Annotated in this window: 12 protein-coding genes; 3 read left to right on the top strand and 9 right to left on the bottom strand. The window is 77.0% G+C overall.

The window, feature by feature from the left end:
• Positions 1-61: 61 nt before the first annotated feature.
• The 6 genes from ACI8AC_RS00530 to ACI8AC_RS00505 form a co-directional block, all read right to left on the bottom strand.
• Positions 62-1,393: an NADH-quinone oxidoreductase subunit D gene (locus ACI8AC_RS00530; RefSeq protein ID WP_456894205.1), complete on the bottom strand. Its 1,332-nt coding sequence runs from the start codon at positions 1,391-1,393 to the stop codon at positions 62-64.
• The gene (locus ACI8AC_RS00525) at positions 1,390-2,127 is read right to left on the bottom strand and encodes an NADH-quinone oxidoreductase subunit C (RefSeq protein WP_456894203.1); all 738 of its coding nucleotides are present in this window, start codon (positions 2,125-2,127) and stop codon (positions 1,390-1,392) included. The genes ACI8AC_RS00530 and ACI8AC_RS00525 overlap by 4 nt, the downstream gene beginning before the upstream one ends.
• A complete protein-coding gene (locus ACI8AC_RS00520; protein ID WP_456894201.1) occupies positions 2,124-2,840 on the bottom strand; it encodes a NuoB/complex I 20 kDa subunit family protein in 717 nt (238 codons plus the stop codon). Before ACI8AC_RS00520 ends, ACI8AC_RS00525 begins: the two co-directional genes overlap by 4 nt.
• Positions 2,841-2,849: 9 nt before the next feature.
• A complete protein-coding gene (locus ACI8AC_RS00515; protein WP_456894199.1) occupies positions 2,850-3,212 on the bottom strand; it encodes an NADH-quinone oxidoreductase subunit A in 363 nt (120 codons plus the stop codon).
• A 96-nt stretch (positions 3,213-3,308) separates the two neighbouring features.
• Positions 3,309-4,568, bottom strand: a complete 1,260-nt coding sequence (locus tag ACI8AC_RS00510; RefSeq protein WP_456894197.1) for a geranylgeranyl reductase family protein — start codon at positions 4,566-4,568, stop codon at positions 3,309-3,311.
• Between the two features lie 230 nt (positions 4,569-4,798).
• Positions 4,799-5,518 carry a demethylmenaquinone methyltransferase gene (locus ACI8AC_RS00505; RefSeq protein WP_456894195.1) on the bottom strand — a complete coding sequence of 240 codons (720 nt, stop codon included), beginning with the start codon at positions 5,516-5,518 and terminating at the stop codon, positions 4,799-4,801.
• Positions 5,519-5,553: 35 nt separating this feature from the next.
• On the opposite strand from ACI8AC_RS00505, the gene ACI8AC_RS00500 reads away from it, so the two are divergent.
• Complete coding sequence (locus tag ACI8AC_RS00500; protein WP_456894193.1) at positions 5,554-6,828, top strand: isochorismate synthase; 1,275 nt, start codon at positions 5,554-5,556, stop codon at positions 6,826-6,828.
• A gap of 35 nt (positions 6,829-6,863) precedes the next feature.
• Here ACI8AC_RS00500 and ACI8AC_RS00495 read toward each other — a convergent pair whose 3' ends face one another.
• From ACI8AC_RS00495 to ACI8AC_RS00485, 3 genes are all read right to left on the bottom strand, one after another.
• Complete coding sequence (locus ACI8AC_RS00495; protein WP_456894191.1) at positions 6,864-7,406, bottom strand: 2,4'-dihydroxyacetophenone dioxygenase family protein; 543 nt, start codon at positions 7,404-7,406, stop codon at positions 6,864-6,866.
• Positions 7,407-7,482: 76 nt separating this feature from the next.
• The gene (gene menD / locus ACI8AC_RS00490) at positions 7,483-9,192 is read right to left on the bottom strand and encodes a 2-succinyl-5-enolpyruvyl-6-hydroxy-3-cyclohexene-1-carboxylic-acid synthase (RefSeq protein WP_456894189.1); all 1,710 of its coding nucleotides are present in this window, start codon (positions 9,190-9,192) and stop codon (positions 7,483-7,485) included.
• Positions 9,189-10,136, bottom strand: coding sequence for an o-succinylbenzoate synthase (locus tag ACI8AC_RS00485; protein WP_456894187.1), 948 nt, complete (start codon positions 10,134-10,136; stop codon positions 9,189-9,191). The genes menD and ACI8AC_RS00485 overlap by 4 nt, the downstream gene beginning before the upstream one ends.
• A gap of 35 nt (positions 10,137-10,171) precedes the next feature.
• Here ACI8AC_RS00485 and menE point away from each other — a divergent pair, with 35 nt between their 5' ends.
• Positions 10,172-11,365: an o-succinylbenzoate--CoA ligase gene (gene menE, locus ACI8AC_RS00480; RefSeq protein ID WP_456894185.1), complete on the top strand. Its 1,194-nt coding sequence runs from the start codon at positions 10,172-10,174 to the stop codon at positions 11,363-11,365.
• Between the two features lie 2 nt (positions 11,366-11,367).
• Positions 11,368-12,240, top strand: a complete 873-nt coding sequence (locus ACI8AC_RS00475) for a 1,4-dihydroxy-2-naphthoate polyprenyltransferase (protein ID WP_456894183.1) — start codon at positions 11,368-11,370, stop codon at positions 12,238-12,240.
• The last annotated feature ends 18 nt before the right edge of the window (positions 12,241-12,258 follow it).

Below are 12,258 nucleotides of genomic sequence, written 5' to 3'. Positions count from 1 at the left end.
CCGGCGCGCGTCGACGCCGCGCGCGGCGCTGCTGTGCTCATGGGTTCGCTCACGGGCTCGCTCACCTGTCGCACCCCCCCATCACCGGGTCGAGCGAGGCGATCGCGGCGATGACGTCGGCGATCATGCCGCCCTCGCTCATCGCCGCCGTGGCCTGCAGGTTGACGAAGCTGGGGTCGCGCACGTGCACCCGCCAGGGCCGGGTGCCGCCGTCGCTGACCACGTGGTAGCCGAGCTCGCCCCGCGGGCTCTCCACCGGCACGTACACCTGGCCGGCCGGCACCCGGAAGCCCTCGGTGACCAGCTTGAAGTGGTGGATCAGGGCCTCCATGGACTGGCCCATGATGTGCGCGACGTGGGCCGGCGAGTTGCCCATGCCGTCCGGGCCCAGCGACAGCTGCGCCGGCCAGGCGATCTTCTTGTCCTCGACCATGACCGGGCCGGGCTCGAGCCGGTCGAGCGCCTGCTCGATGATCCGCATCGACTCGTTGACCTCGGCCATGCGGACCAGGTACCGGCCCCAGGCGTCGCACGTGTCGGCCGTCGGCACCTCGAAGTCGTAGGTCTCGTAGCCCAGGTAGGGCTCCACCTTGCGCAGGTCCCAGGGCAGGCCGGTGGCCCGCAGCACCGGGCCGGTGACGCCGAGCGCCACGCAGCCGGTGACGTCGAGGTACCCGGCGTCCTTGAGCCGGTTCTGCCAGATCGGCTGGCCGGTGAGCAGCTTGTGGAAGTCGGCCACCCGGGCCGGCATGACCCCGAGGAACTCGCGGATGTGCTCGACCGCGCCCTCGGGGAGGTCCTGGGCCAGCCCGCCGGGGCGGATGTAGGCGTGGTTCATCCGCAGGCCGGTGATCTCCTCGAGCAGGTCGAGGACCATCTCCCGCTCGCGGAAGCCGTTGGTCATCCCGGTGAGCGCGCCCATCTCCATGCCGAAGGTGGCCAGCGCGACCAGGTGTGAGGCGATCCGGTTGAGCTCCATCACCAGGACGCGGATCGTCTGGGCGCGGGGCGGGGCCTGGATGCCGAGCAGCTTCTCGACCGCCAGGCAGTAGCCGGCCTCGTTGTACAGCGGGGACAGGTAGTCCATCCGCGTCACGAAGGTCGTGCCCTGCGTCCAGGTGCGGTACTCGGTGTTCTTCTCGATGCCGGTGTGCAGGTAGCCGACGACGACGCGGGCCTTGGTGACGGTCTCGCCCTCGAGGTCGAGGACCAGCCGGAGCACGCCGTGCGTGGACGGGTGCTGCGGGCCCATGTTGACGACGAGCCGCTCCTCGCCGTAGGCCTCGGTGCCCAGCGTCTGGTCCCAGTCGCCGCCGGTGACGGTGTAGACCCGCCCCTCGGTGGTCTCCCGGGAGCCGGCGTAGGGGTCGGCGGGGTTGTACGTGGTGCTCATCGGTAGCTCCGCCTCGTGTCGGGTGGCGGGATGGTGGCGTCGTGGTACTCGACCGGGACGCCGCCCAGCGGGTAGTCCTTGCGCTGCGGGTGGCCGTCCCAGTCGTCGGGCATGAGGATCCGGGTCAGCGCGGGGTGGCCGTCGAAGACGACGCCGAACATGTCCCAGGCCTCCCGCTCCTGCCAGTCCGCCGTCGGGTAGACCGGCGTCACCGACGGGACGTGCGGGTCCTCGGCGGTCACCGCGACCTCGAGGCGGATGCGCCGCCGGTAGGTCATCGACGTCAGGTGGTAGACGACGTGCAGCCGGGGCCGGTCCGGCGTGCTCACCGGGCCGCCGCTGTCGAGGTAGTCGACGCCGGAGAGGCTGGAGAGCAGCTCGAAGCGCAGCGCCTCGTCGTCCCGCAGGGCGCGCACCATCGTGAGCAGGTGCTCCCGGACGACGAAGTAGGTGATCTCGCCCCGGTCGACCACCACCCGCGGCACCGCCGCGGCGTAGGTGGCCGCGCCGACCGCCTCGACCAGGGCGTCGGTGACCTCGTCGAAGTAGCCGCCGTAGGGCCGCTCGGTCGAGTGCAGCGCCACCGCGCCGCCGGGCTCGACGCGGACCAGCCCGCCGAAGCCGGACGTGTCGCCGCTGCCGCTGACCCCGAAGGCGCCCTTGCGGAAGCCGCCGCCGGGCGCCGCGACACCGCGCGAGGGGTCGGCGCCGCTGCGGTCCCCCGGCCCGGTCACCGGTCCCCCTCCCGCGTGCCGGCGCTCAGCGCGGTGCTCCCCGGCCGGACGGAGGGCTCGGGCAGCAGGACGGCGTCGCCGCCGCGCTGCTCGATGGCGAACTGGCCGGTGCGGCCCTCCGCGGCGGCCCGCTCGTAGGCGGCCCGCCGGGCCTTGTCCACGCGGACCGTGGAGGGCATCTCGACGTGCAGGTCGGGTGCGGCGCCCTCGGCCCGGGCGCGCTCGAGCTCGCGGGCCCGCCGGGGCCCCAGGGGCTCGTGCATGATCTTGTGGTGCAGCTTGAGGATGGCGTCGACCAGCATCTCCGGCCGCGGCGGGCAGCCGGGCAGGTACATGTCCACCGGGACGACGTGGTCGACGCCCTGCACGATCGCGTAGTTGTTGAACATCCCGCCCGAGCTGGCGCACACGCCCATCGAGAGCACCCAGCGCGGCTCGGGCATCTGGTCGTAGATCTGCCGCAGGACCGGCGCCATCTTCTGGCTCACCCGCCCGGCCACGATCATCAGGTCGGCCTGCCGCGGTGAGGCGCGGAAGACCTCCATGCCGAAGCGCGCCAGGTCGTAGCGGCCGGCGCCGGTGGCCATCATCTCGATGGCGCAGCAGGCCAGCCCGAAGGTGGCCGGCCACAGGGAGGACTTGCGGGTCCAGTTGACCAGCTTCTCCACCGTGGTGAGCAGGACGCCGCTCGGCAGCTTCTCCTCGAGACCCATGTCAGCTCCTCAGTCCCACTCGAGCCCGCCGCGCCGCCACTCGTAGGCGTAGGCGATGAAGACCGTGCCGATGAAGACCACCATCGCGACCAGGCCCCACACCCCGAGCGCGTCGTTGGCGACCGCCCAGGGGTAGAGGAAGACCACCTCGATGTCGAAGACGATGAACAGCATCGCGGTCAGGTAGAACTTCACCGGGAACCGGCCGCCGGTCAGCGGCTGGTCGACCGGCTCGATGCCGCACTCGTAGGCGGCGAGCTTGGCGCGGTTGAACCGGCGCGGCCCGACGAACGGCGCGATCGCCACCGAGAACAGCGCGAAGGCCGCGGCGAGGGCGAACAGCCCGACGATGGGCACGTAGTTCGAGAGCATCAGCGGCACCCTACGGTGAGCGGGATCACGTGCCCGTGTGCAGGCATTCGATCACTGGGCGTGTCGACACGGCGGCACAGCGCGGGGGGATGCACGTCAGACCGCCGGGGCCAGCCGGGTGAGGACGGCGACGGCGCGGTCGAACCCGTCGCCGTCCCGGCCGTCGGACAGGTTGCCCATGAGCCGCAGCGCCGCGGCCACCATCCGCGGCCGCTCGAGGCCGTGCGCGGTCGCGAAGCGGACCAGCCCCGGGTGCTCGAGCAGTGCGAGGAAGGCGGTGCCGAGCCGGTGGTGGCGGCCGTACTCCTCGCGCAGGCGGGCCGGGTAGGCGCGCAGCGCGGCCTCCCGGGCCGGCCCCTCGGCGGCGGCCAGCGCGGCGACGGCGGCCTCGGCGGCCATCCGCCCGGTCTCCAGCGCGTAGCTGATGCCCTCGCCGTTGAACGGGTTGACCACCCCGGCGGCGTCCCCGGCCAGCAGCAGGCCGCGGGTGTAGGCCGGCTGGCGGTGCAGCGCCATCGGCAGGCCGGCGCCCCGCAGCGGGGTCACCGCGTGCTCCTCGCCGAACTGCCACTCCGGCGGCAGGGTCGCCAGCCACCCCCGCAGCACCGCGCGGGGCTCGGCCCCCGTGCCGCGGCGCCGGTCGAGCAGGCCGAAGCCGACGTTGCTGGTGCCGTCGCCCATGCCGAAGGCCCAGCCGTAGCCCGGCATCGAGTCCGCGCTGGGCCCGGTGGCCGACAGGTCGAAGGAGATGTCGAGGTAGTCGTCGTCCGTGCGCGGGGACCGCACGTAGCGGCGGACGGCGACCCCCAGCGGCCGGTCCTCCCGGCGGACGAGGCCCAGGGCCTTGCCCAGCCGACCGGAGAGCCCCTCGGCGGAGACGACCAGCGCGGCCCGCCAGCGGACCGGGGCGCGGTCGGGGCCCTCGGCGGCCTCCACCCCGGCGACCCGGCCGGCCTCGTCGAGGACGGGGCCGGTGACGGTGACCTCCTGGTGCAGGCGGGCGCCGGCGGCCACGGCGTGCGCGGCGAGCTGGGCGTCGAGCTCGGCGCGTCGGCGGACCAGGCTGTGGCCGGGCCAGCGCTCCAGCGCCGGCCAGTCGACCGTGACGACCCGGCCGCCGCCGGTGACCCGCAGGCCGCGGTGGCGCACCCAGCCGGTGGTGTCGACGCCCATGTCGGCCAGCGCCTTGACCCCGCGCGGGGTCAGGCCGTCACCGCAGACCTTCTCCCGCGGGAGGCGGGCCTTCTCCAGCAGGACGACGTCCCGCCCCGCGCGGGCCAGGTGCCACGCGGCCGCGGAGCCGGCCGGACCGGCACCGACGACGACCACGTCGGCCCGCCGGTCCGCCGCGTCCACGGGAGCCCCCTCGCCCTCGAGTTCCTACCGACTTTGTGAATTGCTTCACAAGGTCGCTCGGTCCCCACTCTATGCCGCGGTGTGACGTTGCTGACAAGGGGCGTCCCGGGATGCGGACGTCACGGTTGGGTCTCGGGTCGAGATCGCGCGATCCGGCACGCACCGGGCCCCGGGACCGTGCGAGATCGTGGGGATCTCGACCGGGAACGGCGGCGGAAGCGGGGACGGCGTCAGGGCCGGCGGGCGCGGTGCAGCGCCACGACGCCCCCGGTGAGGTCCCGCCACTCCACGCCGGCCCACCCGGCGGCGCCGATGCGCCGCGCGAGCGCGGGCTGGTCCGGCCAGGCCCGGATCGACTCGGCGAGGTACACGTAGGCCTCGGGGTTGCTGCTCACCGCGCGGGCGATCCGCGGCAGCGCGCGCATCAGGTACTCGGTGTAGACGGTGCGGAAGGGCGCCCACGTCGGGCTGGAGAACTCGCAGACCACCAGGGTGCCGCCGGGCCGGGTGACCCGCGCGAACTCGCGCAGCGCGGCGTCGGGGTCGACGACGTTGCGCAGCCCGAAGGAGATGACGACGCCGTCCACGCTCGCGTCGGCCAGCGGCAGCGCGGTCGCGTCCCCGGCCACCTTGGGCACCGGCCGGTCGGCACCGGCGCGCAGCATGCCCTGGGAGAAGTCGCAGGCGATGGCGTGCACCCCGCCCGAGGCCAGCTCGACCGTCGAGACCGCCGTCCCGGCCGCGACGTCGAGCACCGTCTGGCCCGGACGGGCGCCGAGGGCCTCCCGGGTCGCCCGCCGCCAGGCGACGTCGCGACCGGCGGAGAGCACCGTGTTGGTGAGGTCGTAGCGCCGGGCGACGCGGTCGAACATGGCGGCCACGTCGGCCGGCCGCTTGTCCAGACCCGCCCGCACGCCCGCCGTCGCCGCGTCCACTCGCCGGTCCACCACGGCGGACGACGCTACCGGCTGCCTACCCTGGGACCGTGACTGCGGCCGCCGTGACCTCCCCGGAGGCGCCCGCGCACCCGGTCACCACGACCGTGCTGCCCGACACCCCGGACCTGCTCGGCCTCCTGCCGGCGAGCGGCGCGCTCTCCTGGGTGCGCCGCGGCGAGGGCCTGGTCGGCTGGGGCGAGGCCGCGCGCCTGGAGGTCCGCGGGCCCGACGCGCTCGCCGAGGCCGCGGCGTGGTGGGAGGAGACGGTGGCCGGGCTGGACGTCACCGACCCGCTGGGCGTGCCCGGCTCGGGGCCGGTCGTGTTCGCCGGGATCGCCTTCGACCCGGCGGCGGGGACGTCGGTGCTCGTCGTCCCCCGCGTGGTGGTCGGCCGCCGGGACGGCGTGGCCTGGGTGACGACCACCGGGGACGTCGACCCGCCCGCGGAGCTGACCCGCTCCCCCGCGACCGCACCGGCGCCGCTGGGCCGGCTGCGCTACGCCGACGGCGGCCTGGACCCGGTCTCCTGGTGCCGCGCGGTCGAGACGGCGGTGCGCCGCATCTCCGCCGGGGACCTCGACAAGGTCGTGCTGGCCCGGGACCTGCTGGTCACCGCCGACGCCCCGCTGGACCCCCGCGACCTGCTCGCCCGCCTGGCCGACCGGTTCCCGGACTGCTGGACGTTCGCCGTCGAGGGGTTGCTCGGCGCCACCCCGGAGCTGCTGCTGCGGCGGACCGGCCGGGAGCTGTCCGCGCGGGTGCTGGCCGGCACCGTGGCCCGGGGCGCGGGCGCCGAGGACGACCGGCTGGCCGCCGCCCTGCTCGGCTCGGCCAAGGACCGCGCCGAGCACGCCTACGCGGTGGAGTCGCTGGTGCGGGCGCTGGCGCCCTACTGCACCACGCTCACCGCCCCTGACGACCCGCAGCTGCTGACCCTCCCCAACGTGCGCCACCTGGCCACCGACGTGACCGGCCTGCAGCGGCGCGGCGGCGCCCGCGGCCGGGCCGGGCTGCTGGAGCTGGTCGGCGCGGTGCACCCCACCGCCGCGGTGTGCGGGACACCGCCCGGGCCGGCGGCCGCGCTCATCGGCGAGCTGGAGGGGATGGACCGCGGCCGCTACGCCGGGCCGGTCGGCTGGCTGGACGCCCGCGGCGACGGCGAGTTCGGGCTGGCCCTGCGCTGCGCCCAGCTGTGCGACGACGACCCGGCCACCGCCCGGCTGTTCGCCGGGTGCGGCATCGTGGCCGGCTCCGACCCGGCCGCCGAGCTGGCCGAGACCCAGGCCAAGTTCGCCGCCTTCCAGGCCGCGCTCGAGGGCTGACCCCCCGGGTCGGCGGCCCGGGTCGGCGGTCCCGGTCAGCGCAGCAGCTTCTCCACCTCGGCGGCGCCCAGACCGACCTTCTCGTAGTGGTCGCGGGCCAGCTCCAGGTAGTCGTAGGCGTCGAAGGTCCCCTCGGGCTCGCCGTTCTCGTCGAGCCAGATCAGCGGTCCGGTGACGTTGAAGTGGACCCGCATCGGCTCGTCGGACTCGTGCGCCACCAGGGTGTGCGCCTCTCCCGGGGTCTCGTAGACGAACGTGCCCTTCGTGGCCACCCAGTCGTGCTCGAGGTAGCTCCACCTGCCCGAGAGCGTGTACCCGAAGACCTGGTGCGGGTGGTAGTGCCGGTTCACCAGCCCGGCCTGCCTGGCCATGAGGACGTCGGCCCACCGGTTCTGCGTCAGCGAGATCCACAGGGGGCGGGAGCCGACCGTCTCCGACAGCGGGATGAAGTACCGCTCGTCGTCGTCCAGGGTGTCGGGCAGGAAGATCTCGGGGGCGGCGTCCCTGCGGAAGACGTTCTCGATCGGCTTGAGGTCGCGCCAGAACTCGGGACCGGTGCGGGGCTCGGGGCTGACCATCGCGCACTCCTCGACGTCGCAGGTGTGAGGCTGCTCACAGCCTGCTCCTCCCCCGCCGGGCGGGCCAGCCGGCCGGTCAGGAGCCGTCCAGCGCCTCCGCCGCCGCGGTGCGCAGCGCCGCCGCCAGCTGCGCCTCGGCCCGCTGGTCGGTGCGGACGACGACCACCCGCGGCCCCCCGCCGGCGAGGGCGGCGGCCAGCTGCGCGGGTCCGTCCACCGCGCTCGCCGGCCAGCCCAGGGCCTCGGCCACCGCGACCAGGTCCCGGCCGTGCGGCGTGCCGAAGACCCGCCGGTAGTGCGCCTCGTGGCGCGAGGACCCCGGCTCGAGCTGGGCGAAGATGCCGCCCCCGTCGTTGTCGGGGACGACGATCGCGAGGTCCGGCCGGGGCTCGCCGTCGGCCACCAGCAGGCCCTGCAGGTCGTGCAGCAGGGTCAGGTCGCCGAGCAGGGCCACCGCGGGCCCGCCACCGCCCCGCTGGTGCACGCGCGCCGCGCCGACCGCGGTCGACACGGTGCCGTCGATGCCGGCGACGCCCCGGTTGGCCAGCACGGTGAGCCCGTCGCGCGGCACGGCGAGCCGGTCGACGTCCCGGACCGGGGTCGAGGAACCGAGGACCAGCAGCCCGCCGTCCGGCAGCGCGGCCACCACGTCGCGGGCCAGCCGCGCGGCGGTCAGGCCGGGCACGGCGTCGAGCACGCCGTCGACCGCCGCGCCCACGGCGGCGCCCGCGGCCCGCCAGTCCCCGGCCCACCGCCCGTCCGCCGGGCCCTCCGGCGCACCCCCGGCGGCGCTGCCCGCGAGCAGCGAGGTGGAGCGGCCGGCGTCCGGCCAGCGCGGCGACGAGGTCACCGTCACGACCTCGACGCCCGGGTCGGCCAGCAGCGCGTTCACCGGGCGGGACAGCGTCGGCCGCCCCACCACCAGGACGCGGTCGGGCCGGTGCTCCGCGAGCCAGGCGGGGGCGCCCAGCACCAGCGCACCGCCGCGGACGGCGCCGGCCGACCAGGCCCCGCTGCTGGGCTCGGCGACCACCGGCCAGCCGTTCGCCGCGGCCTCCTCCGCCGCCCGCCGGCCGGCCGCGGCGGGGCCGTCGCCGACCACCACGAGGGTGCGCCGGCACCACGGCGGGGCGGCGGGGACGGGTGCGACGCGGGGCTGCGCGGCGGTCCACGGCGCCCCGCCGGGCCGCCCGGCCCAGGGGCCGGTCAGCTCGGCCGGCGCCGCGTCGTCGGGCAGCAGCGGCTCGCGGAAGGGCAGGTTGAGGTGCACCGGGCCGGGGTCCCCGGAGAGGGCGCCCCGGGCCACGAGCAGCGCCTTGGCCACCAGCGAGCGCCAGTACCGGGCCTGCGCCGCCTCCCGCCCGGCCTCCGGCACGCCGACGTCCACCGCCGATCGCACGGCGCCCCCGTAGAGCCCGGGCTGGTGCACGGTCTGGTTGGCGCCGGTGTCGCGCAGCTCCGGGGGGCGGTCGGCGGTGAGGGCCAGCAGCGGCACGCCGGAGGCGTCGGCCTCCAGCACCGCCGCGTGCAGGTGCGCGGTCGCCGTCCCGGAGGTGGTGAGCACCGGCACCGGGCGGCCCGAGGCCCGCGCCAGGCCGAGGGCGAGGAACGCGGCGGTGCGCTCGTCGATGCGCACGTGCAGGGTCAGCCGGCCGGCGCGCTCGGCCTCGGCGAGGGCGAGGGCCACCGGCGCCGACCGCGAACCCGGGGCCACCACCGCGTCGCCGACGCCGCCGCGGACCAGCTCGTCGACCAGCACGCGGGCCAGCGCGGTGGAGGGGTTCACGCGGCGACCGCCGCCAGCCGGGCGCGCCAGCGGGCAGCCAGCTCGGCCCCGGCCGCGACCTCGGCCAGCCGGTCCGGGACGGCGGCGCGCACCGGCAGGGCGCCGTCCACCGGCAGCAGCGGGTCGGTGGCGACGTCGTCCTCGAAGAGCGCCACCGTGGCCAGGCCGCAGGCGAACGGCAGCTCGGGCAGCGCGGCGGCCAGCGCCACGCCCGCGGCGATGCCGACCGACGACTCGAGCGCCGAGGAGACCACGCACGGCAGGCCGTGCGCCTCGGCCACGCGCAGGGCGGCCCGGACCCCGCCGAGCGGCTGCACCTTGAGGACGACGACGTCGCAGGCCTCCCGCAGGTCCACCGCCAGCGGATCGGCCGCGCGCCGCACCACCTCGTCGGCGGCGACCCGCACACCGGTGCGCCGGCGCACCTCGGCCAGCTCGGCGAGCGTGGCGCAGGGCTGCTCGGCGTACTCCAGGCCCACCCGGTCGAGTTCGCGCAGCCGGGCGACGGCGGTCCCGGCGTCCCAGGCGGCGTTGGCGTCGACCCGGACCGCCCCGGACGGGCCGAGCGCGTCGCGGACCGCCTCGACCCGGGCGAGGTCGTCGGCGGGCGTCTGCCAGGGCTCGGCGACCTTGACCTTGGCGGTGCGGCAGCCGGAGGCGGCGACGATCGCGTGCGCCCGCTCGGGCCCGACGGCGGGCACGGTGACGTTGACGGGCACCGCGTCGCGCACCGGCGCGGGCCAGCCGTCGACGGCCGCCTCCCGCGCCGCCCGCCACCAGCGGCGGCTCTCGGTGGCGTCGTAGTCCCAGAACGGCGAGAACTCACCCCAGCCGGCCGGCCCGCGCACCAGGACGCCGTCGCGCGCGTCGAGCCCCCGGAACCGGGTGCGCAGCGGGACCGACCACACGTGCGGCTCGAGTTCCGCGCCGACCCCGGTGATCACGGGCCCACCCTAGAGCGGCAGTAGCCTCGACAGCCGTGGCCCGGCAGCTGACCCTCGTGCCCGCGCCGGCCGACCCGCTGGAGCTGGTGCCCGCCCTGCGCGCCGCCCTCGACGGCACGGCGCCGCTGGCGGTGTTGCCCGCGGGCCCCGCGGCCGCGGTCTCGGCCGCGCGGGCGGTGCTCGCCCCCGAGCAGCCCCTGGAGGACGGCGCCGACCTCGTCGTGGTCACCTCCGGCTCCACCGGCGGGGGCCGGGGGGTGCTGCTGCCCGCGGCCGCGGTGCGCGCCTCCGGCACGGCGACGCACGCCCGGCTGGGCGGGCCGGGGGCCTGGCTGCTGGCGCTGCCCGTCTCGGCCGTCGCGGGCCTGCAGGTCCTCTGCCGCTCCCTGCTGGCCGGCACCCGGCCCACCGTCCTGGCGCGTGACGAGCCGCTGGCCGGAGCGCTGGCCCGGATGCCGCGGGGCCGCCGCTACACGGCGCTGGTCCCCACCCAGCTGCGGCGGGCCCTCGACCGCGAGCCGGAGGCGCTGGCCGCCTTCGATGCGGTGCTGGTCGGGGGCGCGGCGACCGACCCCGCCCTGCTGGCCCGGGCCCGGGACGCCGGCGTCGCGGTGGTGACGACCTACGGCATGACCGAGACCGCGGGCGGCTGCGTCTACGACGGCGTGCCGCTGGACGGCGTGCGGGTGGCGGTGGACGCCGAGGGCGTCCGGCTGGCCGGGCCGGTCCTGGCCGTGGGCTACCGGCGCGACCCCGAGGGGACGGCCGCGGCCTTCGGCGACGGCTGGTTCCGCACCCGCGACGCCGGGACGCTCGGCCCCGACGGCCGGCTGACCGTGCAGGGGCGGCTGGACGACGTCGTGGTGACCGGCGGGGTGAACGTGGCCCCGCAGGCGGTCGAGGCGGCACTGCGCGAGCACCCGCAGGTGGCCGACGCGGTGGTCTTCGGCCGGCCCGACGACGAGTGGGGCCAGCGGGTCGTGGCCGCCGTCGTCCCGGCGCCCGGTGCTTCCCCGGAACCCGCGGCGCTGCGCCGGTGGGTGGCCGACCGGCTCGGGGGGCCCGCCGCGCCGCGGGAGCTGCACGCCATCCCCGCCGTCCCGACCCTGCACACCGGCAAGCCCGACCGCCGCGGCGCCGCCGCGGCCCTCCTCCGGCAGGCCGACGCCGGGCAGACCGACGCCCGGGGGTCCGCCGCCCGGGTGCCCAGCACCCAGGAGACCCGCTGACCGTGGCGACCCCCGCCCAGTGGCTGGCCGCGGCCCGCCCCCGGACCCTGCCCGCTGCCCTGGCGCCCGTCCTCGTCGGCACGGGGGCCGCCGCCGCGCTCGACGGATTCCGGCCGCTGACGGCCGTCCTCGCCCTCGTCGTGGCGCTGGCGCTGCAGGTCGCGGTGAACTACGCCAACGACCACTCCGACGGGGTGCGCGGCACGGACGCCACCCGGGTGGGCCCGATGCGGCTGGTCGGCTCGGGGGCGGCGAGCCCCCGGCAGGTGCTGGCCGCGGCGGTCGCCTCGTTCGCCGTCGCGGCGCTGGCCGGTCTCGCCCTGGCCGCGCTGACCAGCTGGTGGCTGCTGGCCGTCGGCGCGGCCTGCATCGCCGCGGCCTGGACCTACACCGGCGGCCCGCTGCCCTACGGCTACCGGGCGCTGGGCGAGGTGTTCGTGTTCGTCTTCTTCGGCCTGGTGGCCGTCGTGGGGACGACGTTCGTGCAGACCGGCTCCGTCGACGGCCTGGCCGTCGCCGCCTCGGTGCCGATCGGGCTGCTGTCGGTGGCGCTGCTGGTGGTGAACAACCTGCGCGACGTGGAGGGCGACGCGGCCGTCGGCAAGCGCACGCTCGCGGTGCTGCTCGGCGAGCGCCGCACGCGGTCGCTGTTCGCCGCGCTGCCCGTGGTCTCCGCCGCGGTGGTCGTCGCCATCGGCATCGGGCGGCCGGCGGCGCTGCTGGCGCTGCTCGCGGCACCGCTCGCCGTCCCGCCGGTGCGGACCGTGCTCTCCGGGGGCCGGGGACCGGCGCTGATCGGGGCGCTGCAGGGCACCGGGCTGCTCACCCTGGCCACCGGGGTGCTGCTGGCGCTGGGCCTCGCGCTCAGCGGGTGACCGCCGCGCTCAGCGGGT

The organism is Geodermatophilus sp. SYSU D00758 (assembly GCF_054049955.1).
This window is presented reverse-complemented; position numbering and strand designations above follow the sequence as displayed.